Source organism: Streptomyces sp. NPDC046977, from assembly GCF_040644455.1.
GTDB lineage: Bacteria > Actinomycetota > Actinomycetes > Streptomycetales > Streptomycetaceae > Actinacidiphila.
This window is the reverse complement of record NZ_JBEYWO010000008.1, coordinates 188,688-210,720: the sequence shown is the minus strand read 5'-3', so window position 1 is coordinate 210,720 and position 22,033 is coordinate 188,688. Positions and strand designations below refer to the sequence as shown.

Annotated in this window: 25 protein-coding genes; 12 read left to right on the top strand and 13 right to left on the bottom strand. The window is 73.7% G+C overall.

Annotated features, from left to right (window positions below):
• Positions 1–16 precede the first annotated feature (16 nt).
• The 4 genes from ABZ883_RS15105 to ABZ883_RS15090 are packed head-to-tail and all read right to left on the bottom strand — an operon-like array spanning position 17 to position 4,965.
• Positions 17–1,357: an AAA family ATPase gene (locus ABZ883_RS15105; RefSeq protein WP_360906065.1), complete on the bottom strand. Its 1,341-nt coding sequence runs from the start codon at positions 1,355–1,357 to the stop codon at positions 17–19.
• The gene (locus tag ABZ883_RS15100; protein ID WP_360906064.1) at positions 1,354–2,895 is read right to left on the bottom strand and encodes a hypothetical protein; all 1,542 of its coding nucleotides are present in this window, start codon (positions 2,893–2,895) and stop codon (positions 1,354–1,356) included. Before ABZ883_RS15100 ends, ABZ883_RS15105 begins: the two co-directional genes overlap by 4 nt.
• Positions 2,886–3,989, bottom strand: a complete 1,104-nt coding sequence (locus ABZ883_RS15095; protein WP_360906063.1) for a hypothetical protein — start codon at positions 3,987–3,989, stop codon at positions 2,886–2,888. The genes ABZ883_RS15100 and ABZ883_RS15095 overlap by 10 nt, the downstream gene beginning before the upstream one ends.
• Positions 3,990–4,035: 46 nt before the next feature.
• Positions 4,036–4,965 (bottom strand): phosphatase PAP2 family protein, encoded by a 930-nt coding sequence (locus tag ABZ883_RS15090; RefSeq protein ID WP_360906062.1) that lies wholly within the window; start codon positions 4,963–4,965, stop codon positions 4,036–4,038.
• 243 nt (positions 4,966–5,208) lie between these two features.
• Here ABZ883_RS15090 and ABZ883_RS15085 point away from each other — a divergent pair, with 243 nt between their 5' ends.
• Positions 5,209–5,907, top strand: a complete 699-nt coding sequence (locus tag ABZ883_RS15085) for a TetR/AcrR family transcriptional regulator (protein ID WP_360906061.1) — start codon at positions 5,209–5,211, stop codon at positions 5,905–5,907.
• Positions 5,908–6,027: 120 nt separating this feature from the next.
• Here the strand turns inward: ABZ883_RS15085 and ABZ883_RS15080 are convergent, their stop codons facing one another.
• The 4 genes from ABZ883_RS15080 to ABZ883_RS15065 all read right to left on the bottom strand — a co-directional run bounded on the left by ABZ883_RS15080 (position 6,028) and on the right by ABZ883_RS15065 (position 10,176).
• Positions 6,028–7,518 (bottom strand): cellulose binding domain-containing protein, encoded by a 1,491-nt coding sequence (locus ABZ883_RS15080; protein WP_360906060.1) that lies wholly within the window; start codon positions 7,516–7,518, stop codon positions 6,028–6,030.
• A gap of 263 nt (positions 7,519–7,781) precedes the next feature.
• Positions 7,782–8,042: a hypothetical protein gene (locus ABZ883_RS15075; RefSeq protein ID WP_360906059.1), complete on the bottom strand. Its 261-nt coding sequence runs from the start codon at positions 8,040–8,042 to the stop codon at positions 7,782–7,784.
• Positions 8,043–8,110: 68 nt separating this feature from the next.
• A complete protein-coding gene (locus ABZ883_RS15070) occupies positions 8,111–9,502 on the bottom strand; it encodes a HAMP domain-containing sensor histidine kinase (RefSeq protein ID WP_360906058.1) in 1,392 nt (463 codons plus the stop codon).
• On the bottom strand, positions 9,499–10,176 hold the full coding sequence (locus ABZ883_RS15065; RefSeq protein WP_360906057.1) for a response regulator transcription factor: 678 nt from the start codon (positions 10,174–10,176) through the stop codon (positions 9,499–9,501). The genes ABZ883_RS15070 and ABZ883_RS15065 overlap by 4 nt, the downstream gene beginning before the upstream one ends.
• A gap of 110 nt (positions 10,177–10,286) precedes the next feature.
• On the opposite strand from ABZ883_RS15065, the gene ABZ883_RS15060 reads away from it, so the two are divergent.
• A complete protein-coding gene (locus tag ABZ883_RS15060) occupies positions 10,287–10,862 on the top strand; it encodes a hypothetical protein (protein ID WP_360906056.1) in 576 nt (191 codons plus the stop codon).
• Positions 10,863–10,877: 15 nt separating this feature from the next.
• Here the strand turns inward: ABZ883_RS15060 and ABZ883_RS15055 are convergent, their stop codons facing one another.
• Together ABZ883_RS15055 and ABZ883_RS15050 are read right to left on the bottom strand one after the other, a co-directional pair.
• Positions 10,878–11,732 (bottom strand): fused MFS/spermidine synthase, encoded by an 855-nt coding sequence (locus tag ABZ883_RS15055; protein WP_360906055.1) that lies wholly within the window; start codon positions 11,730–11,732, stop codon positions 10,878–10,880.
• A 31-nt stretch (positions 11,733–11,763) separates the two neighbouring features.
• On the bottom strand, positions 11,764–12,129 hold the full coding sequence (locus ABZ883_RS15050; protein WP_360906054.1) for a hypothetical protein: 366 nt from the start codon (positions 12,127–12,129) through the stop codon (positions 11,764–11,766).
• Between the two features lie 261 nt (positions 12,130–12,390).
• Between ABZ883_RS15050 and ABZ883_RS15045 the strand changes: the two genes are divergently transcribed.
• The 7 genes from ABZ883_RS15045 to ABZ883_RS15015 all read left to right on the top strand — a co-directional run bounded on the left by ABZ883_RS15045 (position 12,391) and on the right by ABZ883_RS15015 (position 17,750).
• Positions 12,391–13,734, top strand: coding sequence for a tetratricopeptide repeat protein (locus ABZ883_RS15045; protein WP_360906053.1), 1,344 nt, complete (start codon positions 12,391–12,393; stop codon positions 13,732–13,734).
• A gap of 154 nt (positions 13,735–13,888) precedes the next feature.
• Complete coding sequence (locus ABZ883_RS15040; protein WP_360906052.1) at positions 13,889–14,659, top strand: GNAT family N-acetyltransferase; 771 nt, start codon at positions 13,889–13,891, stop codon at positions 14,657–14,659.
• Positions 14,660–14,710: 51 nt separating this feature from the next.
• A complete protein-coding gene (locus tag ABZ883_RS15035; RefSeq protein WP_360906051.1) occupies positions 14,711–15,526 on the top strand; it encodes a helix-turn-helix transcriptional regulator in 816 nt (271 codons plus the stop codon).
• Positions 15,523–15,801, top strand: a complete 279-nt coding sequence (locus ABZ883_RS15030) for a DUF397 domain-containing protein (protein WP_360906050.1) — start codon at positions 15,523–15,525, stop codon at positions 15,799–15,801. Before ABZ883_RS15035 ends, ABZ883_RS15030 begins: the two co-directional genes overlap by 4 nt.
• Positions 15,802–15,853: 52 nt before the next feature.
• A complete protein-coding gene (locus ABZ883_RS15025) occupies positions 15,854–16,882 on the top strand; it encodes a LacI family DNA-binding transcriptional regulator (protein WP_360906049.1) in 1,029 nt (342 codons plus the stop codon).
• 120 nt (positions 16,883–17,002) lie between these two features.
• Positions 17,003–17,191 (top strand): hypothetical protein, encoded by a 189-nt coding sequence (locus ABZ883_RS15020; protein ID WP_360906048.1) that lies wholly within the window; start codon positions 17,003–17,005, stop codon positions 17,189–17,191.
• A gap of 55 nt (positions 17,192–17,246) precedes the next feature.
• Positions 17,247–17,750, top strand: coding sequence for a pyridoxamine 5'-phosphate oxidase family protein (locus ABZ883_RS15015; protein WP_360906047.1), 504 nt, complete (start codon positions 17,247–17,249; stop codon positions 17,748–17,750).
• Positions 17,751–17,757: 7 nt separating this feature from the next.
• Here the strand turns inward: ABZ883_RS15015 and ABZ883_RS15010 are convergent, their stop codons facing one another.
• Positions 17,758–18,537 (bottom strand): isocitrate lyase/phosphoenolpyruvate mutase family protein, encoded by a 780-nt coding sequence (locus ABZ883_RS15010; protein ID WP_360906046.1) that lies wholly within the window; start codon positions 18,535–18,537, stop codon positions 17,758–17,760.
• Positions 18,538–18,645: 108 nt separating this feature from the next.
• Here ABZ883_RS15010 and ABZ883_RS15005 point away from each other — a divergent pair, with 108 nt between their 5' ends.
• From ABZ883_RS15005 to ABZ883_RS14995, 3 genes are all read left to right on the top strand, one after another.
• Positions 18,646–18,855 (top strand): hypothetical protein, encoded by a 210-nt coding sequence (locus ABZ883_RS15005; protein ID WP_360906045.1) that lies wholly within the window; start codon positions 18,646–18,648, stop codon positions 18,853–18,855.
• A gap of 126 nt (positions 18,856–18,981) precedes the next feature.
• Entirely contained in the window at positions 18,982–19,776 is a 795-nt protein-coding gene (locus ABZ883_RS15000) for an SAM-dependent methyltransferase (protein WP_360906044.1), read from the top strand.
• A gap of 515 nt (positions 19,777–20,291) precedes the next feature.
• Positions 20,292–20,531 carry a helix-turn-helix transcriptional regulator gene (locus tag ABZ883_RS14995; protein WP_360906043.1) on the top strand — a complete coding sequence of 80 codons (240 nt, stop codon included), beginning with the start codon at positions 20,292–20,294 and terminating at the stop codon, positions 20,529–20,531.
• Between the two features lie 265 nt (positions 20,532–20,796).
• On the opposite strand, the gene ABZ883_RS14990 is transcribed toward ABZ883_RS14995, so the two are convergent.
• Together ABZ883_RS14990 and ABZ883_RS14985 are read right to left on the bottom strand one after the other, a co-directional pair.
• Entirely contained in the window at positions 20,797–21,306 is a 510-nt protein-coding gene (locus ABZ883_RS14990; RefSeq protein WP_360906042.1) for a hypothetical protein, read from the bottom strand.
• Between the two features lie 226 nt (positions 21,307–21,532).
• Positions 21,533–21,946 carry a hypothetical protein gene (locus ABZ883_RS14985; RefSeq protein WP_360906041.1) on the bottom strand — a complete coding sequence of 138 codons (414 nt, stop codon included), beginning with the start codon at positions 21,944–21,946 and terminating at the stop codon, positions 21,533–21,535.
• Positions 21,947–22,033 lie beyond the last annotated feature (87 nt).

Genomic DNA, 22,033 nt, shown 5'->3' with positions numbered 1-22,033 from the left:
AGTGGGCGGGGTCGCGTCAGGAATGCCAGGTCACACGGTGCTCGGCGAGGTGGGAGAGCACCGCGTGATGAGCTTCCCAGCCGTCCGGGAACTTCACCGTCACACCGAGCTGCACCGGCTCCGTCGACGGGTGCTCGTCCAGCAGCTCCGGCACGCCCGCCCGGCACACCACCACGCACGCGTGGCGGTGCCGCGAGGCCAGCACGCACAACCGGCCGGTCTCCAGGTGGAAGGCCGTGGCGTCGGGCCGCCCGGACAGCGGGTGCAGCACCACGGTGACGTCGAACTCCCGGCCCTGGAGCCGGTTGGCCGTGTCCACCGTCACACCCCGGACGCCGAGGTCGGCCAGCGCCGCCCGGACCGCCGCCGCCTGGTCCCGGTGCGCGGTGCCCACCGCGATCCGGTCCGGGCCGACCGGGGCCGTGCCGCGCTCGGAGTGCGCCACTCCGCCGCGGTCCAGCAGCCGCCGCGTCACCAGCGCGACCGCGCGCACCGCCTCCGGGTCCGTGCGGGGGGTGCGGCGGGCGGGCAGCTCCAGCAGCCCCCAGCCGGACAGCGCCGCCTCGTCCAGCACGCGGTCGGGGCCGGATCCGTCGCCGGACACGCCGAAGGACAGCCGCCGCTCACCGGGCTCGGTGCCGCTGCGGAACGGGGTGTACGGGTAGAAGGCGCCGGAGATCAGCGGTGCCGCCGAGGCGGGCAGCCGCCACGACACCGGCAGCCGGTGCTGCGGCAGCCCCGGGTTGTGGGCCAGCAGGGTGACCACCGCGCTGGCCGACGGGTCGTAGCTCAGCCCCGCCCACTGCTCGGAGCCCACCACGCTGAACGGGTCGAGCTGCCCCGGGTCGCCCACGAACAGCGCCCGCTGGAACAGCCCGGCGACCTGGAGCAGCGCGTCCGAGCGCATCTGGTACGCCTCGTCGACGATCGCGTGCCGCCAGGGCTCGACGTCCTTGGCGGCCGCGGTGAAGGCCCACTTCGCCGCGGTGGCGATCACCACCTTCGCCCCCTTCAGGTCGGCTGCCTTGGTCGACCTCAGCACCGACGGGTGCCGGTCGAGCGCCGGGTCCGGCGGGGAGTCGCTGCCGTGCAGCCGCCCGACGGGCAGGCCGGGGTCGGCGGTCGCGAGCCGGTCCACGAGGTCGTCGACCTGGGCGTTGGTCTGGGCGACCACCATCAGGGACTCGCCCGCCGCCACCAGTTCCCGGGCGGCGCGCACCACCAGCGTGGACTTGCCCGCGCCGGGCGGGGAGTCCACGACCACGCCGCGGTGCGTGCCGTGGAGGGTGTCGTGCAGGATCCGCTCGGTCGCGGCGTCGGCGGCGCGGGCCGCCTCGCTCACCGGGCTCGGGCTCACAGGTAGTCCTCTGCGGTCGCGGGGTCGGCGCTCTCGGCGGGCGCGGCGGGAGTGCCGGCGACGGTGGCTCCCGCCGCGCCCGGCGGTCCGCCGTGGGTCCACGGGGTGTCCTCCGGATCGGGCAGTGCGGCGCCGCCGCGCGGGGCGTGCTCGAACAGCGTCCAGCACACGCCGTCCCCGGGCTCCGGCACGGTGCCGGGGTCGGGGACCTTGGACCGCCCCATGCCGTTGACGACCCGCAGCAGCACGGCGCCGGGCCCGGCCCACTCCACGAACTGCGCCTGCTGGGTACGCCCGTCCGGCAGGGCGCGGTAGACCTTGGCGTCCGGGTCGAGATGGGGCCGGTCCTCGGTCGTCACGGTCACCAGCGGGCGCGGCTTGGGGATCTTGCCCTCGCTCATCGCCATCAGCACGTCCGTCACCTCGCCCGCGAACGCCTGGCCGGCCAGCCGCCGGCCCGCCATCTCCAGCGGGTCGTCCAGCGCCTCCTGCGCTTCCAGCCGCACCTGAGCGGTCTCCCGCCCGGCCAGCTTCTGCGCCGCGGAGACCGCGTCGTCGCGGCGCGGCTGCGGCGGCTCCCCGGCCCGTACCCGGTCCCGGTGCGAGGTGTACGACCAGCGGTCGCGCTTCCACCGCTCCTCGACGTGGGCGCCCTCGGGGAGCGCGCGCAGCAGGTCGACGGAGCGCCAGATCGCGTCCCAGGTGGGCCGCATCTGGCTGTCCAGCAGCGCGGCGATCTCGTCCGCCGCGCCGGGGATGCCCGCGTCGAAGCGGGCGGTGGCGGGCGCGAGCACCGTGTTGTCGAACACGGGGTCAGTGGCGGGTCCGGCCGGCGGGCACTCCAGCAGCCCGTCGGCGCGGCGTCCGCTCTCCGCGCGGCGTGCCGCCTCGGCGCCCGGCACGTCCTCGGGCGGGGCGATCCAGGCCAGCAGGGCGCCGAGGTGCTGGTCCTCCAGATTGCTCTGGCCGGTGGCCCAGTGCCGGGTCAGCAGTTCGGTCGCCGACAGCAGCAGCGAGGAGCCGGGGGTGCGGGCGCGCTCCCCGTAGTGCGTCAGCCACCGGCCGAGCAGCGGCACCCGGGCGGGTACGGGGTGCGGCTCGTCCGGGTCGTCCTCGGCGGTGCGGCGGAAGCGGGTGGAGCGGCCGAGCAGCCGGACGTACTCCACGGCCGCGGAGTTGGCCACCAGCAGCTGGGGCGCGTCGGCGCAGACCTCCGACTCCTCCCGGTTGCGGGTCGCGGGCTCGGTCTCGGTGTCGTCGGCGAAGCTCTCCAGGTAGGGCAGCACGATCTGGGCGAGTTCGGCGAGGAACGCGAAGCGCAGGTCGCGGTCGCGCGGCTGCGGCACGGTCAGCAGCCGGGGCTCGGCGCGCTCGGTCCCGACGAGTGCGCCCAGCGGCGCGCCGACCTCGCCGGCGGTCGTCAGCGGCACCAGGACCAGCGGCCGGTCCGACAGATGGCGGTGGCGCACCGTCGCGAGCGGGGTCGCCCGCCCGGTCGCCATCGCCTCCGCCCTGGCCAGTACGGAGATCAGCGACATCCCAGCGCCTCCGCACGGAGGGCGGCGGCGCGACGCAGCGCGGCCACGGCGGGGTCGTCGGGTCCGGCTTCGGCGCCGCTGTCGCCGAGAGCGGCCGCCAGCACCTGCTCGACGTCGGTGAGCGAGCCCAGTTCCGCGCGGACCCCGCGGCCCAGCGCCTCCACGGCGCCGCAGGCCCGGGCCTGGTCGCGGCAGTGGAAGGACAGCTCGCAACTGGCCAGGCACTCGGGGGCGTACGCCGCCGGCAGCAGTTCCACCGCGGCGCGCAGTTCCGCCGCGGAGCGGGTGGGGGTGCGCCGGTCGTCGGCGAGCCGCAGGTCGAAGCTCGTGCCCTCGGGCAGGGTGTCGGCGATCTCCTCGATCCGGGTGAGCCGGGCGAGCTGCCGCCGGGTGACCGACAGCTGCTTGCGGACGTCGACGACCTCGGCGACCGGGAGGTTGGAGAAGTCCTTGGGGCACACCAGCAGCACCCGGTGGTCCGGGGTGCCGAAACCGAGCCGTTCCAGGGCCAGGACGTAGACCGCGGCCTGCCGGGCGGCGGCGCCGACCTTCACCGCGTCCGCCGAACCGTCCAGGATCGGGAAGGACTTGACCTCGATCACCGTCCACGACCCGTCGGGGCGCACGGCGATCGCGTCCGGCTCCAGGTAGACGGGCGAGTCGGCGACCTCGAGGGCCAGCAGCGGATGGTCGAGCACCGTCCACCGGGCCGCCGCGGTGGCCTCCTTGAGGGCGAGGCGGGTGCGCGCCACGCGGCCCTCGGGGCCGGGTGCGGTGAGGTCGGGCAGCGCGACCTCGGTGTCCTCGGGCGCGCCCAGCAGGCGCAGCAGTTCGGCGCAGCCGTTCCCCTTGACCCGGGCCTCGAAGGCGTGGCCGCGGATGAACGCGAACTGCGACTGCCCGAACGGCGCGGGATTGCCCAGCACGCCGGCCACGGCCGCCTTGTCCACCCCCGCGGCGTCCAGCAGGGCCCGGCGCCGGCAGCCCGGGTTCGCCGCCAGCGCCGCCAGTGCCCGTGCGTCCAACGGGCGCGGGTCGGTACCCGGGCCGCGCAGCCCCGCCAACCGCTCTCGCAGATCGTGCGTAGTGCTCACCCGCGCAAGTCTCGCACTCCCCACCGACAACGGGGGCCACCGCGGTTCAGCCGTGGGATTCCCGTGCGGGTGGGCGGGCCGCGCGCTGGGCCGGGACGGCCGCGTGACCGGCCGGGCGCTCCGCCGCGGGCTCCGCCGGGGCGGTGGCGCGAGAGGAGGCGACGACGGTGGAGGTGACGGGCCGCGCCGGACCGGCGAACCGTGCGGTGACCGCGTCCCGCAGGCCGTCCACGGCGCGCAGGAAGGGCCGCGTGAGCAGGTAGCCCAGGCCCATGACGGCCGCGCCGGCGACGGCGTCGAGGAAGTAGTGGTTGGCGGTGCCCATGACGACGAGCACCGTGCCGAGCGGGTAGGCGATGCCGAGCGCGCGCACGAAGCGGGTGCGCCCGTGGCGCCAAAGGACGATGCCGCACCACAGGGACCAGCCGACGTGCAGGCTGGGCATGGCCGCGTACTGGTTGGTGAGCCCGCCGAGGCCGCGCGGGGCGCTCGCGTCGCCGCCCCACCAGCCGTAGGAGCCGTACTGCGCCATGGTGTCGACGAAGCCGTGCCCCCCGGCCAGCAGCCGGGGCGGGGCGGTCGGCGCCAGGGTGAAGCCGATCAGCCCGATGAGGGTGGAGGTCATCAGCCAGGTGCGGGCGAAGCGGTAGACGGTCGGCCGTCGCCGCCAGAGCCAGACCAGCACGGTGGGGGTGACCACGTAGTGCAGGGAGGCGTACCAGAAGTCGGCGGGAATGCCGAGCGCCCGGTAACGGCTGAAGAGGGTGTTGAGCCAGCGTTCGGGGTCCAGGGTCAGCGCCGTCTCCAGGTGGAGTATGGCGATGCCGTGGTCCACCGCCCGCGCCACGTCCCCGCGGACCAGGAGGCGTCCCGTCGTGTAGAGGCCGTACACCACCGCGATCAGCGGCAGCTCGGTCCACCAGCGCAGGCCGCCCCGGTAGGCGGCGGCTCGTGGCGCGGTGGTGGTCATGGTCATCGGGCCGTTCTCCCCGTTCTCTCCTTGTGAGAGGTCATGCGGAATACCGTACGACGTACGCTAGGCAACCTGAACACCACCCCCGCCTATTCCGGTAACTCCTGGTTCGTCCGAGGTTCAACTATGTGTGCTCGTGAACGCGTGCGAAAAGACGCCGCGCGACCGTCATGGGTTGCCTGTGAACGCGGGAGAATCAAGGAAACCGCTCACCGACCGCTCCCCATGACCGGACACGCATCCCTCATGACTGTCACCCCGCCGGCCCGCTCCCCACGGCGCCGCGTCCCCCGCAACACGCTCAACCCCGACCGCATCCTCGACGCGGCCGTCGCGCTGCTCGACCGTGACGGGCCCGAGGCCTTCACCATGCGCGCGCTCGCCCAGGAGCTGGGCGTGGGCACGATGGCCGTCTACTCGCACTTCAAGGGAAAGGAGGAGATCAGCGACGCCGTCAACGAGCGGCTGCTCGGCGAGATCGAGATCCCCCCGGACACCGGCGCGCCCCGCGAGCAGCTCATCGAGCTCTGCGTGGGGGTGTACCGCCTCTTCAGCGAACATCCCGCCGCCCTCCAGCTGCTGGCGAGCCGTCCGCTGCGCGGCGACGAGGCGCTGTCCGTCATCGACCGCATGCTCAGCCTGCTGCGCTCCGCCGGCCTGGAGCCCGCCGCGGCCGCCGCCGGGCAGGTCGCGCTCATGCAGTACACGGTCGGCTCCGCCATGTGGGCCGTGCGCCGCAAGCGCGCCCTGTGCGACGAGGAGGTCAATCTGCGCGAGCAGATCCGCGAGCGCCTCGCCGAACTCCCCGCGGAGAGCTACCCGTCGCTGACCGGCCTGGCCCCCGAGCTCAGCGCCGCGCAGGAGTCGGGCCGCGCGCAGTACGAGGCCGGGCTCGCCGCGCTCCTGGACGGACTGCTGAACGGGCCCGTGCGGCCCCGCACATGAAGAAGAGCGCCCCGGCCGGGGCGGATGTGAACTGCCGGCCGGGGCGCTCGTGTGGGGGGATCGGGAGATGGCTGGTGAGGGGGCGGTGACCCCCGGAGGAGCCGGCGTGATCCCGCGGGATCAGCCGTTGTAGGCGGCGAAGGCCCTCGAGAACGCGCTCGCGTCCTGGACGACCGAACTGCACGTGGCGTCGGCGGAGTTCTTCGCGCCGCCGGGGCACTGCCGGTCGCGGGTCGCGGACCACATCGACAGCCAGCCCAGCCCCTTGGACTTGGCGAAGGCCACCAGCTGCGAGGCGTCGTCGACCCTGAAGACCTCGCTGCTGACGTCGTTCACGCCGATCATCGGCGTCACGGCGACCGCCTTCCAGGCGGCCGCGTCCGACAGCCCGAGCACGCTCTTGACCTGCGCCTGGGTGGCCGTCGCGGCGTCGATGGCGTAACCGCCCATGTCGCCGCTGAAAGAGGCGCCGTAGTCCATCGCCATGATGTTGACGGCGGCGATGCGCACCCCGTTGGCCTTGGCGTCCGCGAGCAGGTTGACGCCGTCCTGGGTGAGGCCGGTCGGCATGACGGGCAGGGTGTAGGAGACCTCCAGGCCGCTGTGGCCCGCCTGGAGCTGCGCGATCGCCTTGGCACGCCGGGAGTTGGCGTTGGCGTTGGCGATGGCGCCGCCCTCGACGTCGAAGTCCACCTTGGTGAGCCCGAAGGTGTCGACGACCTTGCCGTAGGCGGCGGCCAGCGCCGCGGGCGAGGAGCAGGTGGTCGCCAGTTCGGAGCCGGACGCGCCGCCGAAGGAGACGCGGACGTCGCCGCCCGCCTTGCGGAGGTCGCCGATCTGGGCGGCCACCGCGTCGGCCGCCACGTCCGTCACACCGCCCCACTTGGGGGTGCAGCCGCCGCCGTCCGTGACGAACGCCAGGTTGTACTGCTTCACACCGGTCGACCTGGAGTGCGCGAGCAGGTCGAACGCCGGGTACAGCGAGGTGTCGACGTACGGGGCGAAGCGGGCGGTCGTGCCGGAGGCCGGGGGCGCGGTCGCGGTGGGGGTGGCCGTGGGGGTCGCGGTCCGGGTCGGGGTCGGCGTCGCCGTCGCGGTCCGGGTGGGGGAGGGGGAGGGCGTTGCCGTCGGAGTGGCGGACGCGGTGGGGCGGCCGGAGGGGGAGGCGGGCGCGCCGTCGTCCACGGAGCACTTCGCGCCGTTGATCCGGCAGTTGAGGGGGTTGCCCGCCGTCGCGGAGGACTTCGTGACGAAGCCCACCTGCGCCGACTGCCCGGCGGCGATGTCCTTGTTCCAGTTCGCGGGCCGCACGGTCACGTGCTGACCCGACGCCGTCCAGGTCGCGTTCCACAGCGAGCTGATGCTGGTGCCCGCCGGGAGGTCGAACGTCAGCGTCCAGTCGGACAGCGTCGATGCCGAGGAGTTGCTGATCTCGTACTGGCCGGTGTAGCCCGTGGTCCAGTCGCTGGTCCTGCTGTACGCGGCACCGACGGTGGCGGCCTGCGCCGACCCCGCGAGAGCGAAGGCGCCGGCCGCGACGACCGCGCCCGCGGTGAGGCCACCGAGAAGGGCGGCCTTGCGCGTGGGGCGACGACGATGTGAGTTCCTCATGAACCGGCACGCTACCGAGGGGTATTCGGACAAACGCCCCGAGCCGGGCGTGCGTTCGATTTCTTATGACGCACTTAAGGTGCGGCTAAGCGACGCCTGAGGCACCAGGTCCCTGGGGTGGCCGCGGTGGCCGCGGTGGCGGCGTCAGCGGAAGCCCCACTCCTGCGCCGGGACGGTGTCGAACAGGGTGTCCGCCCAGTCGTCGTACCCGGCGGTGAAGAACGCCCGCGTCAGAAGGCGGTCGCGGGCCCGCTGGGGGCGGATTACATGCCGTCGAAGCTCACCTGCGGCCCGCGAAGGGCGTCGACCGCGACGGACGCCAGTTCACCCGACTGCCTGAAGTAGGCCGTGACCGCGAGCTGATGGAGCTGCCCGCCCCTCACGCGGTAGTGGACCCGCTGTGTCAGGGGCCCGTGCCGGAACGGGTTGTCCGGTTCGGCCTCGAAGCCGCCTGCGTCCATCACCTCGGTCGCGTCCTCGGGGCTCATCCCGAACCGGAGCGGTCCGACGCTTCTGAAGGGCACGAGCGTCCACCGCGCACGGTCGGCGTCGTTCCACGACCGACCAGATCTCCATGTGCCCCTCCACCGGCTCAGCCGGCGGGCCGTGCGCCCGCCGGGCGGCGGCCGCGGCGGCGGCGGACGACGCGGTGGGTGCGCTTGCCGCCCGACGCGTAGGGGCGCAGGGCTATCCAGACGCGGATCTCGGCGCCGCCCAGCACCGAGGAGCCGATGCGGACGTCGCCGCCGGTGGACTCCGCGAGGCGGCGCACGATGTCCAGGCCGAGTCCCGTGGAGCCGTCGCCGCCCGCGCCCTGGCCGCGACGCATCGCGGCGGAGGGGTCGTTGATGCCGGGGCCCGCGTCGGAGACGAGGACGATCACCGCGTCCTCACCGCTGTGCACGTCCACCGCGAAGGCGGTTCCCTCCGGGGTGTGGCGGAAGACGTTGCCGAGCATCGCGTCGAGCGAGGCGACCAGGTCGGCGCGGGCCACCGGGACCCGTACCGGGCGGTCGACGCCGGCCGTGCGGGCCTCGCGGCCCTGGTCCTCGGCGAGCGCCGACCAGAAGGCCATCCGCTCGCGGATCACGGCGGCCGCGTCGCAGCCCACCGCCACCGGTTTGTCCTGCGCCTGCTGGGCGCGCGCGGTGCGGATGATCTGGTCGACCTCGCGCTCCAGCTGGGCGACCGCGTGCCGGGTCTGCTCGCCGGCCGGGCCGTCGCCGAGCGAGGCGGCGTTGAGCCGCAGCACGGTGAGCGGGGTGCGCAGGCGGTGGGAGAGGTCGGCGGCCAGTTCCCGCTCGTTGGCGAGCAGTTGCACGACCTGGTCGGCCATGGCGTTGAACGCGACGGCGGCCGAGCGCAGTTCGGGCGGGCCGTCCTCCGGGACGCGCACCGTCAGGTCCCCGCGGCCGAGTCCGTTGGCCGCGTCCGCGAGCCGTTTGGCCGGGCCGACCATCCGGGTCCCCAGCCGGTCGGCGACCGCGACGGCCCCGATGATCAGCCCCACGCCGACGGCCGCGAGCACCGCCCAGGCGGTGGTGACCCCGCGGGTCACCTCGCCGTCCGGGACGTAGACCTCGACCACCGCCACGGATCCGGAGCCGACGGCGGTCGGCTGGAGCAGCGCGTACCCGCCGGGGACCGGCACCGTGGCGGCCCGGCCCAGCCGGGAGGCCCGCTCCACGTCGGCGCCCGGGGCGTGCGGGCGGCCGATCCGCACGCCGTCGGTGCCCTCCGTGGCCGGCACGCTCACCGCGATCCGGCCGTCGGCGCCCGCCTGCGTGGAGGCGACGGCGCGCTCCAGCTGGACCCGGTCCGTGGTGATCGCCAGTGCCGGGCCTATGGCCGCGGCCTGGCGTTCGGCGTTGCCGATCGCGCGGTCGCGCGCCATCTCCTTGACCGTCAGTCCCAGCGGCACCGCGAAGGCCACCACGACCATCGCCGTGACCGCGACGCAGACCTTGACCAGGGCCCATCTCACAGCGGCGGCTCCAGTTTCACGCCCACCCCGCGCAGGGTGTGCAGGTACCGGGGGCGGGCGGCGGTCTCGCCCAGTTTCCTGCGCAGCCAGGACAGATGGACGTCGATGGTCTGGTCGTCGCCGTACGACTGCTGCCAGACCTCCGACAGCAGTTCGCGCCGCGCCACCACCACCCCGGGCCGGGCCGCCAGGAAGGACAGCAGGTCGAACTCACGCCGTGTCAGGTCCAGCGGCGTGCCGTCGAGGACGGCCTGCCGGCGCAGGACGTCGATCTGCAGCCCGCCGACGCGCATCACCTCCGCGGCCTCGCGGGCACGCGAGCGGCGCAGCACGGCCGCCATGCGGGCCGACAGGTGCTCGACCGAGAACGGCTTGATCAGGTAGTCGTCGGCACCGGCGTTGAGCAGCCGGACGATCTCCGACTCGTCGTCCCGCGCGGTCGCGATGATCACCGGTACGTCCGTGATGCCGCGCAGCATCTTCAGCGCCTCGGCCCCGTCGAGGTCCGGCAGGCCGAGGTCGAGGATCACCACGTCGAAGCCGACCTGCGCGACCTCGCGCAGCGCCTCCAGGGCGGTGCCCACGCTCCGTACGGAGTGCGTGGCGTCGGTGAGGTGCCGGATGAGGGCGGAGCGCACGAACTGGTCGTCCTCGACGACGAGCACACTTGCCATGGCCCGCAACTTAGCCCATCCGGGGGACGCCCCGGGCGGGTCCGAGCACGTCCGGGCCGCGTGCGCAACCCTCAACTCCCCGGAAGGGGCGCGTCCGGCAGTATGGGCGCATGCGAAGAGCACTGGCGCACGCCGGAGCGTGGACACTGGCGACGAGCGCCGCCGTCGCGATGTCCTGGTTCGGCGTCCACCATGTGCTCGCGGGCACCGCGTACGACCCGCCGCGCGCGCTGCCCCTCGCGGAGCCGGCGGCCGCGTCGGCGCCTCCGCCGCCCTCGTCCCCGCCGCCGTCCGCGCCCTCCGCCTCCGCCTCCCGGCGCCGCGAGAGCCCGGCCCGCACACCGACCGCCACCGCTCCGGGCACGTCGCCCGCCGTGAAGCCGTCGGTCTCCGCGCCCGCCCGGCCGCCGGGCACCCCGACGCCCGCGTCCTCCGCCACCGGCGCCACCGGCAACGTCCACAGCTACCCGGTCGAGGGCGGCCGGGTCGTGCTCGACCTGGGCGACACCTCGGCCACCCTGGTCTCCGCGACCCCCGAGGCCGGTTGGGAGATGAAGGTCTGGAACGAGTCCGCGTCCGCCTGGATCCGCGTCGACTTCACCTCCGGCGGCACCACGTCCTCGCTGTTCTGCACCTGGAACGGGCACCCGCCGACCGTCGAGACGTACACGGCCGGGGGCCCGTAGGACCCGGCGCCGTCATCAACGGAACACGGACTCCGGGGGAGCCGGCGACGCCGCCGCCGTCGCGTCCGTGACCGGTACCGCGCCGCCCGCGAAGGCGTCCAGTTCCCGCCCGTGCTCCACCCGCCCCGGATGCGGGTCCGAGGCCACCCGGCGGGTGAACTCCGCGACGGGCAGCTCCCCGTCGCCCGCCACCAGGATCACGTTTCCGAACCGCCGCCCGCGCAGCACCGCCGGATCCGCGGCCAGGCAGGCGTGCGGGAAACAGGCCCTGACGGTGGCGATCTGCCCGCGCAGGAACTCCAGCCGGCCGCCGTCGGCCGCGTTGGCCGCGTACAGCCCGCCGGGTGCCAGCGTGCGGCGCACCTCGGCGAGGAACTCGGTGCTGGTGAGGTGGGCCGGGGTGCGCGCGCCGCTGAAGACGTCCGCGACGACCAGGTCGGCCCAGCCCTCGGCCACCTTCGCCAGACCCGCGCGGGCGTCCCCGCCGCGCACCTTGATGCGCCACGTGCGGTCCCAGGGCAACTCCCGCCGGACGAAGTCGACCAGGGCGGTGTCCACCTCCACGACCTGCTGGGTCGAGCGCGGCCGGGTGGCGGCGGTGTAGCGGGCCAGCGTCAGCGCGCCGCCGCCGAGGTGCAGCACCTTGAGCGGGCGGCCGGGCGGCGCGGCGAGATCGATCACATGGCCCAGCCGGCGCTGGTACGCGAAGTCCAGGTGGCCCGGGTCGTCCAGGTCGACGTGCGACTGCGGGGCGCCGTCGATCAGCAGCGAGCGGCCGCGCGGCCGGTCCCGGTCCGGTACGAGTTCGGCGAGACCTCCGCCGACCTGCTCGCGTATCCCTTCCGGGTCCTTCGTCCTGCGCTGCGCCATGCACCCAGTATGGGCGCGGCGCCGCCGCCGGTCAGAACCGGTCCGCGAGCTCGATCATCCGGGCCGCCTCGCCCAGCGCGGCGCGCAGCACCGCCGGGTCCGTGACGGGGGCGTCGTTCTGGGGAGGCACCAGCCAGTCGGTGCCCGTCACCGGCGGCTCACGCAGCTCCCCGGGGATCGCGAAGCCGCGTCCCGAGGTCTGGGTGCAGGCGCTGCCCGGCACGTCCCAGCCGGCCGCCGTGCCCGGCGGCACGAGGAAGCCGAGGCTGTCGCCCGAGCTGTCGTGCAGCACGGGCCCCAGGCCCGGCACCGGGCCGGTCCGCAGGCGCAGGATGTCCACGGCTTCCAGTCCCTGGCGGGCCGGGACGGTCACCAGGTCCCATGGCTCGTCCAACAAGGCGGGTCCTCCTAGGAGTCGGACGCACGGTTGGTTGCCTGTTGTCCAACGCGCCCACCGCGTCAACGGCAACGCCCGTGTGACGCCTGGAGGGTGGCGTTTCATGGCGGATGGTGGGTGAGATATCCCTTTTGTAGCCAAACCGGCGCTCTGCCCCTCCCGGTACCGAGTACGGTCGCCCCTGCCGCTACGCTCCGCTGCCGCCCGGCGGCGCACCGCGACAAGCACCGCTCCGCACCGACCGCTCCCGGGAGTCAGGCGATGCCCTCGTCACCTTCCACCCCCACCACACCCAACGCCGCCTTCCGGCTGCTGCGCGCGGACCGGTCGCCCGGTGAGTTCGCCGCCGCCGTCCGCCGCGCGGCCCGGGAGATCGGCGAGCAGGTCAGCTGCGACGCCCGCTACATCGGACGCGTGGAGTCGGGGGAGATCCGCTGCCCCAACTACGCGTACGAACGGGTCTTCCGGCACATGTTCCCCGGACTCGGCCTCGCCGACCTGGGCTTCGAGCCCCGCGAGTCCGTCCGCGGCCGGCGTGCGGCCGGCGCCCCGGCACCACAGCTCACGGTGGCGGCCGGCCCCCGTGAGCCCGAACCCGATGAGGAGAGCGACGTGCTGCGTCGCGCGTTCATGACCGGCGGCCCGGCCGCCATCGCCACCACGTGGGTGCTGGGGCCGCCGGCCGCGGCGGAGCCGGTGCAGCGGGTCGGCAGATCCCAGGTCCGCGCGGTGCAGGACGCCGTTCGCGAGATCCGGCTGCACGACGACCGGCACGGCGCCGGCGCGCTCTACCGGCAGGCCGGCCACTCGCTCGGCGCCGCCTACCGCCTGCTGGACGAGGGCCGTTACGGCCAGGCCGTCGCCGACGACCTGCACGCGGGCGCCGGCGAACTGGCCATCTCCGTCGGCTGGCTCGCCCACGACTCCGGCCGTCACGCCGAGGCCCGCTCGTACTACGGCGAGGCCCTCGCCACCGCCCGCATGGCCAGCGACCAGGCCCTGGAGGCGCACGCCTTCTGCAACGCCTCCTTCCTCGCCCGCGACGCCGGCCGCCCCCGCGAGGCCGTCCGCGCCGCCCAGGCCGCCCAGGAAGCCGCCCGCGGTCTGGGATCGCCCCGGCTGCTCTCCCTGCTGGCCCTGCGCGAGGCCGGCGGCCGGGCCGGGCTCGGCGACCGCTCCGGCTGCGAACGCGCCCTGCTGCGCGCCCAGTCGCTCTTCGGCCGCGGCTCCCGCGACGCCGACCCGCAGTGGATGACCTTCTACGGCGAGGCCGAACTCGCGGGCCTGGAGGCCCAGTCGTGGGCCGCGCTCGGCGACCACCACCGCGCGGTGGAGCACGCCCGCCGCGCCGTCGGGCTCCAGGCCCCCCACTTCACCCGCAACATCGCGCTCTACACCGCGGAACTCGCCGGCAACCTGGCCTGCGCGCGTCGCGTCGACGAGGCCGCCGCCACGGGCGCCCGCGTCCTGGACCTGCTGGGCCGCGTCCAGTCCCCGCGCGTACGAGGCATGCTCGCCTCGGCCGCCCAGACCCTCCAGCCGTACGCCCGCCGCCCGGACGTCGCGAGCTTCCTGCGCCGGCAGGCGGAATCCCGCACGGCCTGAGGGCCGCGCCCGGTGCCTTGTTGTGGAGCGCGGGGGCATCTGCCTACGGCGCCCGGGAGGGCGAACTCGCCCCTGGGGCCGACGTGATGACCCGGTATCGCACAGTTGTGCCGTTTCCCCACGCGAACGCGGCGGCCCCGCCTAGGCTGATGCCATGTCAGGACCGGAACTGCGGCAGATCCGCGCCTTTCTCACCGCCTTCGCCCGCCGCCAGGCGGTCCGCACCGTCGAGCTGCCCGGCGGCTTCGCCGTACTGGACGACGCGTTCGCGTACTCCCACGGCAACAACCGCGTGGTCGTCAACAGCGTGCCCGGCGACGTCGACCCCGAGGCACTGCCCGCCCTCGCCGACCAGGCGCTGGTCCACCTGAAGCACCGCGCGATCACCGTGCTCGACGACGCGACCGGCACGGCCTGCGCCGGACCCCTGACCCGCGCCGGCTACCGCCACTCCTCCGAACTCGTGATGCTGCACACAGGCCCCGTACCGGACGGCGGCCCGGCGGAGGACGTCGAACTCGACGCCTTCCGTCTCCCCCTCGCGCGGCGCTGGCGCGGCTTCCTCCCGCGGGCCGGCGACGACGCCGTCCGTCAGCTCGTGGACCGCCGCGAGACCCGGCGCCGCGGCGCGGACTCCGTCGCCTTCATCGGCGCCCGGACGGCGGAGGGGGACGTCGCGTCCTGGGCCGATCTCTACATGGACCCGGTGGCGGGCATCGCCCAGATCGAGGACCTGATCACCGCCGAGGACCACCTCGGCCGCGGCTACGCCGACGCCGTGCTGTCCACCGCCCTGCGCCGCGCCGTCGACGCGGGCTGCGCCACGCGCTTCCTCATCGCCGACGCCGACGACTGGCCGCGGTACTGGTACGGCCGCCGCGGCTTCACCGTCATCGGCCGTTTCCACAGCTTCGCCCGCGACTGACAGTGCCCGTCCGTACTCTGGGGACTACGGAGCGTGCGGGGGTGTGTGCGGATGACCGGCGAGGCGACCCAGCCGCCGATGGCGTGGCGGTACTGCGGCAATCAGGTCAAGCTCTGGCGTGAGCAGGCGGGCGTCACGCGCGAGCGGCTGGCCGACGAGGCGGGCTACGGCGTCGAGACGGTCCGCTCGATGGAGCTCGGGCGCAGGCGCCCGATGCTGCGACTGCTTCAAGTGGCCGACCACTTGTGCGGCGCGGGCGGCAAGTTGTTGGCGGCGCAGGAGTTCTTGAAGCCGGAGAGGTTCCCTGAGCGGACGCGGGAGTTCATGCAGGCGGAGTCAGAGGCCATCGCGCTGTACGGCTATGAGCCGCTGCTGATTCCTGGTCTCCTGCAGACCGAGGCGTATGCCCGCGCACTCATCGGCAACAGCTGTCCGCCTCTCGACGACGAGACCATCGAGGAGCGCGTCACGGCTCGTATAGCGCGCCAGGAGAGGCTTTGGCGAAAGCCGACGGTGCTGTTCGGCTTTGTCATCTATGAGGCGGCGCTGCATTCCCGGGTGGGTGGTGCTGCCGTGATGCGCAGTCAGCTGCGCCACCTGGTCGACGTGGGATCCCTGCGCAATGTCGCTGTCCAGGTGCTGCCGGCCGACCGCGCCCCCTGTCCCGCGCTCGGCGGTTCACTGGTCCTGCTGGAGACGGGGGATCACGAGCGCTATGCCTATGTCGAAGGTCAGGAGACCAGTGCGCTCTACTCGGATCCCGCACGGGTCAGCACATTGACTCAGCGTCATGGCATCATCCGCATGCAGGCCCTTGGGGTCGAGGAGTCCGCGCAGTTCATCGGGCGAGTGGCGGAGACGATATGAGCGCACAGTCGGTGTGGTTCAAGTCCAGCTACAGCGACGACCAGGGCGGCAACTGCGTCGAGGTCGCCCTGTCCTGGCGCACGTCCACCTACAGCGACACCGAGGGCAGCGACTGCGTCGAGGTCGCACCGGCCGTCGACGCCGTGCACGTCCGGGACTCCAAGGACCCGCAGGGTCCCACGCTCGCGTTCGTGCCCGCCGCGTGGGCGGAGTTCGTCGCCGCCGTCGCGGCGGAGCGCCGCTTCGCCGGGATCGGGCTGCCGGACCGCGCCTGAGGGGGTCGACGCTCTAAGGTGGCGCCGTTACCACTTGTGATGGGGAGACCGCATGGTGATGGGCGGACGGCGCAGCGGCAGGCCGACGCTGGAGGAGGTCGCCGCGCGGGCCGGTGTGGGCCGCGGCACGGTCTCCCGGGTGATCAACGGGTCGCCGCGGGTCAGCGAGCACACCAAGGCCGCCGTCGAGGCCGCCATCGCCGAGCTCGGCTATGTGCCCAACCGGGCGGCCCGTGCCCTGGCGGCCAACCGCACCGACGCCATCGCGCTGGTCATCCCGGAGGAGGAGACCCGCCTGTTCGCGGAGCCGTACTTCTCCGACATCATCCGCGGCGTGGGCGCCGCACTGGCCGACACCGACATGCAACTGCTGCTGACGCTGCTGCGGACCCCCAAGGAGCGGCAGCGCTTCTCCCAGTACCTCGGGGCGCACCGGGTGGACGGCGTCCTGCTGGTCTCGGTCCACGAGAACGACCCGCTGCCCGACCTGCTGGAGCAGATGGCGATGCCCACGGTGCTCAGCGGCCGCCGCTCGGACCGGGAGTCGGTGGCGTACGTCGACTCCGACAACGTCGGCGGCGCCCGCTCGGCGGTGGCGCATCTGCTGGGCCGCGGCTGCCGGGCGGTCGCCACCATCACCGGGCCGCTGGACATGTATGTCGCCCGCTGCCGACTCGACGGCTACCGCCAGGCGATCGGGGACGCCGGGCTGGTCCCGGACGACGCGCTGGTCGCCCGTGGCGACTTCACCGAGGAGGGCGGCCGCGCCGCGATGCGCGCCCTGCTGGAGCGGCGGCCGGACGTCGACGCGGTCTTCGCCGCCTCGGACGTCATGGCGAGCGGCGCGTTGCAGGTGCTGCGCGAGTCCGGCCGCCGGGTGCCGGACGACGTGGCGCTGATCGGTTTCGACGACTCCGCGGTGGCCCGGCACACCGATCCGCCGCTGACGAGCGTGCGCCAGCCCATCGAGGAGATGGGCCGCACCATGGCCCGGGTGCTGCTGGAGGAGATCGGGGCGGACACCCCGACCCGGCGGCACGTCGTCCTCGCCACCGAGCTGGTGCGGCGCGAATCGGCGTGACGCCGGGGCCGGTTCCCCGGAAGTGACCCCCGCCACAGTGAGAAGGGTCACGGTGTGATATCGCCCGGCGGGGGGTTCGGCCGGGGGTCGCTGTCGGACCCGGCCGATAACATCACGGGTATGTCACCGACCGTTCTGGACCGCCGATCCGTCGAGGCCGCCAACGAGGCCATACGGCGGTATGTGGCGGGCCGGCGTACCTGGTCGCGCGCCGAACTGGCCGAGCTGGACCGCCTGCGCGCGATCTGGCAGGCCGCCCGTCAGGGCCACGGCCGCGGCCGTACGCAGGGCCGCAAGGGCGAGGAGTAGGAACTCCCCGGCAATGCCGACACAAGATGTCGGGTATGCCGGGGAGCATCGTCGTATGACAACACGCTGGGCGGACTTCGAGGCCGCGGAACCCGGTCTCGCGCAGGCCGTGACCACACGATTCAGCCCTTACAAGCACCATGTGCTCGCCACGCTGCGGGCCGACGGCTCCCCGCGGGTGACCGGCATCGAGGCCGAGTTCCGGCTCGGGGAGCTGTGGTTCGGCATGATGCCGAACTCGCGCAAGGCCCTCGACCTGCGTCGCGACCCGCGCTTCTCCCTCCATGTGAACCCCGGTCCCGGCACCTCGATGGACGGCGGCGACATCAGGATCAGCGGCCGTGCCGTGGAGGTCACCGACCCCGCGGCCGTCGCCCGCTTCACCGGCGAGGTGACCGTGCCGGAGGGCCCGTTCCACCTCTTCGCCGCCGACCTGGGCGAGGTCGTGCGGACGTACGTCGACGACCCCGACATCGTGCTCCAGGTCTGGCGGCCGGGACTTCCCGTGCGCACTCTGCGGCGCGGCGCCGGCGACGAACCCCCGCGCGAGGGGGACTGAGCCCGGGTCAGCCCGCCGCGAAGGGGCTGCCGCCGTCGCGCACGACCGCGACAAGGTCCGCCAGGTGCCGCAGGACCGCGGTGTGGAGCTGGTGGCCGTAGCTGATCCGGGCGACCCCCAGCTCCGCCAGCCGGGATGTCGTGAGACCGCCCGGCCGGGCAATGACGTTGACGGGGCGTCCGCCGGCGGCGGCGACCAGGGCCGCCGTGGCCTCCTCGTCCAGCGGGCCGAAGGGGTACACGCAGTCCGCCCCCGCCTCCAGGTACAGCCGGATCCGCCGGGCGGCCTCCGCGGGCCGCTCGTGCGCCGGCGCCGGCTCCCGCACCAGGGCATCGGTGCGGGCGTTGATCACCAGGTCCGGATCGGCCGCGCGGAGGGCGGCGAGGAAGTCGGCCTGCTCACCGGCGTCCACCAGGCGGCCCGTGCGCGGATCGGTGTCCTCCAGGTTGCAGCCGACGGCCCCGGTCGCGGCCAGCCGCTCGGCGAACTCCGCCGGGGCCAATCCGTAGCCCCGCTCCATGTCGGCCGTCACCGGGACCCCGGCGGCCCGCACGACGCGTGTGACGGCGGCCAGCATCTCCGCCGGCGGCACGACCTCCCCGTCGGGGTGGCCCAGGGACGCCGCGACGGGCGCGCTGCCGGTGGCGACGGCGGGGAACCCCGCCTCGGCCACCACGCGGGCCGAGGCGGCGTCCCACACGTTGGGCAGGATCAGCGGCCGGCCGGGGACGTGCAGTGCGCGCAGGCGGTCGGCGAGCCGCGCGGGGGAGGAGTCCGGGGTGCTCATGGGCTCACCGTAGGCGGGCCGCCACCCCGCCGCCCGGTCCAATCGCGGCCCGTTCCGGTGGGCCACCTGGCGGGTGCGCCCGGCGCGGGTCTGCCGCAAGCTGGAAGGGTGACCGACACCCCCATCGTCGTCTCCCTCGTCCACGAGGGGGACCCGCCGTTCCGGATCGTCCAGATCGGCGGGGAGACCGTGGGCATCGCCCATGACCTCCTCGACGTCGTCCGTATCTGCCACAAGGCCGGGATCGACCATGTGGACCTCGACGACCCGGCCGTCGTGCGCTGGGTCGGTGGCGCCAAGTACCACTGGAAGCCGTGATCGGCGCTTTCTCACGCTGTGCCGCACAGTGATCAACCAGGGCCGTGCCCTGCGATGTTGATGTGCGAAGCTGTCGTCTGCCGTCCGCGGGCCGGGAGCCCGGACGGTCGTCGAGAGGAGCGCAGCGTGAGACAGGACGGCTTCCGCGCCGAGGAGATAGACACCAGCAGGCCGCACCCCGCGCGGATCTACGACTACCTGCTGGGCGGCAAGGACAACTACGAGGTGGACCGCCACGCGGGCGACGAACTCGCCGTCGCGGCACCCGAGGTGAGGATCGGCGTACAGGCCAACCGGGGCTTCCTGCAGCGCGCCGTCCGGTACGTCGTCGGCAGCGGCGTCCGCCAGATCCTCGACATCGGCACCGGGCTGCCCACCTCGCCGAACGTGCACGAGATCGCGCAGGAGACCGCGCCGGACGTGCGCATCGCGTACGTCGACAACGACCCGATCGTGAACACCTACGCCAGCACGCTGCTCAGCCGCTCCGGCGCCACCAGCGTCGTCCTCGCCGACCTGCGCGACCCGCGGGGGATCGTGGACCACCCCGACGTCCGCAAGGTCATCGACTTCGACGAGCCGGTCGCCCTGCTGCTCGTCGCCGTCCTGCACTTCCTCACCGACGCGGAGCGGCCCGGGCAGGTCGTCGCCGACCTGCGCGACGCGCTCCCGGCCGGCAGCTTCCTGGTGCTGTCGCACGCCACGGGCGACTTCGCGGACCGCAGCGACGCCCAGGCCGTCTACAACAAGGCCACCGCCTCGCTGAACCTGCGCTCCCGGTCCGAGGTCGAGAGCTTCTTCGACGGCTTCGAGCCGGTCGCGCCCGGTCTGGTCCAGGTCCCGTTCTGGCACCCGGACACCGAGCCCTCGCCGCGCTCCGGCGAGATCGGCTTCTACGGCGGCGTGGCCCGCAAGGCCTAGGCGTCCGGCCGGACGACCGGGAGAGGGCCCCTGCGCCGCGGGGGCCCTCCTTGGTCCGGTACGGCCCGGCACGGTACGAAGAAGGCCCGGCCTGCTCGCGCAGACCGGGCCTTGATCGTTCAGGGTGAGTGACGGGACTCGAACCAGATCTGATACCTAGTTGTGACCTGCGGTGATGCCGAATACCCGGACATTCGGGCGGTATTCGACGCCACTCAGTACCACTCGGCACGTCGGCAGACCACTCGCTGACGGCTGCGTGCTCCCGCGGGAACACGGCGCGGGAACACCCCGGCGGGCGCTGCAGGGGGTGAGTGCAAAAGACCTTTCCCGGAACGCACTGAGCCCCGACGCGTCCGTCGGGGCTCAGCTCTGGCCGCTCGCCCCGACCGCCTGGGGGGCAGGTCTGGGGGAGGGCCGCTCGCGGGGTCAGTGGAGTCTCGCCCCCACTCATGATCGAAAAATGTACGGTTGAATGTACAGACTTTCAACTATGCGCGAACGACCTTGGTCGGGTGCCGCCGATCAGCAACCCGTCCGACCGGGTCCTCGCCCGCAGACGGGCCATCGGCCACCACATCCGCGAGGCGCGCCGCGCCGCCAACCTCACCCAAGAGGCCTTAGCGGAACGCGCCGGCGTCGACCGCCAGGCCATCAGCATCATCGAGAACGGCCACGCCAGCCCGCTCCTGGACACCCTCCTCGCCATCGCGGACGGACTCGACATGCCGCTCGCCGACCTCGTCCGGGAGTAGCCGCCGCACAAGGAGGCCCCCGCCGCAGCGAAGCGACGGGGGCCGAGGACGTGCTCAGATCACTGGGCCGGGGTGCCTGCTCCCGGGCACATGCCGCGGTTGCCGCCGAGCGGCTGGTGCGGCGGGACGGGGCTGCCAGAAGGCGCGGATGTGTTGGCGCCGCAGTGCCCGCAGGATCCTTCGGTCTTGCCGGGGTCGATGTTCACGCGTACCTCCAGGTGAGTCGGTGTGGTGCTCTTCTGGTGGTGCTGTGCCCGGCCGCCGGTCAGACGGCGAACGGGACGCTGAACTCTCCGCCGCGCGGCCAGTCGCTGCGGCCTGCGGGGAGTGCGTGGACGACGTAGACGTTGATCCGGCTGCCGTCGTGGTAGGTCGCGCGGACGCCGTACTTGATGGCGTTGTGCGCCTCGGGCTCGCTGCTGTACGCCTCGACCCGGGCGAGCTCCCGGCTGCCGGAGTTCACCAGGAGCGCGGCCAGGTGCTGGTCGACGAGGCCGAGTTGGACCTTGCCGCTGTCGAAGACGTCGGGCACCGGTACGGGGGCGAGGGCGGTCTCGCCCTCGGCGGGCGCGCCTTCCGGCTGGTCGTACTTCTCGCCGTCCGCGCTCGTGGCGATGATCTGGAGGAGGACCCGGGCGCCGGTCTGGTAGGTCACCGCAAGGCCGAAGGGGTTCCGGTCCCAGCCGGCGTCCCTCGCGGGGGCAACCTTTTTGACCTGGCCACCCGACTGCTGGAGCAGGGCCTTGAGGGTGTCCTCGAAACGCTGGGGTCGCATTTGTGATCTTTCCTTCCGTCGCGGCCGGACCAGTCTAGAAGCGGGGTGTGTCAGCGACGCTCGCCGCACTTGCACGAGCACACGGACGAGAACAGCGGGGCCTCACCCGGTTGGGCGCTCGGCAGGCGAACCGTCTCCGAGCCGCGGCAGTTCCGGTGCTCGCCGGCGTACCACTGCGGATGCTGCTCGGCCAGCGCGCAGAACTCACACGGCCGGGGGCCCAGCGTCACGACGTCACCCCGTTCTCGGCGCACTTCGGGCAGGTGCAGGGGAAGGCCGTGCGGCCGGGGATCGGCAGCAGCTCGGCGGGGCCGACGACGCGGGCCTCAACAACCTCCTGCTCACCGCCCGGGAGGGTCTTGACTACGGGAACGCTGACCGACGCGGCGGCGTCGAATCCGCCCAAGCGAAGGTCTCGCGCGATCAGGGCCCACGCCCGTTCGGTGCCGTCGGCGGTCTGCTCGTGGCCGTAGCCGTCGGCGTCGGCCAGGGCGGCGAGGAGGAACGCCCGCTGCGTGTCGTCGATGTCGGCGGGGACGGGGACGGTGAGGCGTACGCCGTCGGCGTCCTCGGCGCGCTCGACCTCGGTCCCCGTGGCTGCGAGAAGCCGTGCGGCGATGCTCTCGATTCGTGGACGCATGGGTATCCCCAGGTGAGCGCGATGTCACATAACGTATTTCTAATCGCTTAGCTTGGACCTGATCGATTAGATTTGTCAACGGACATA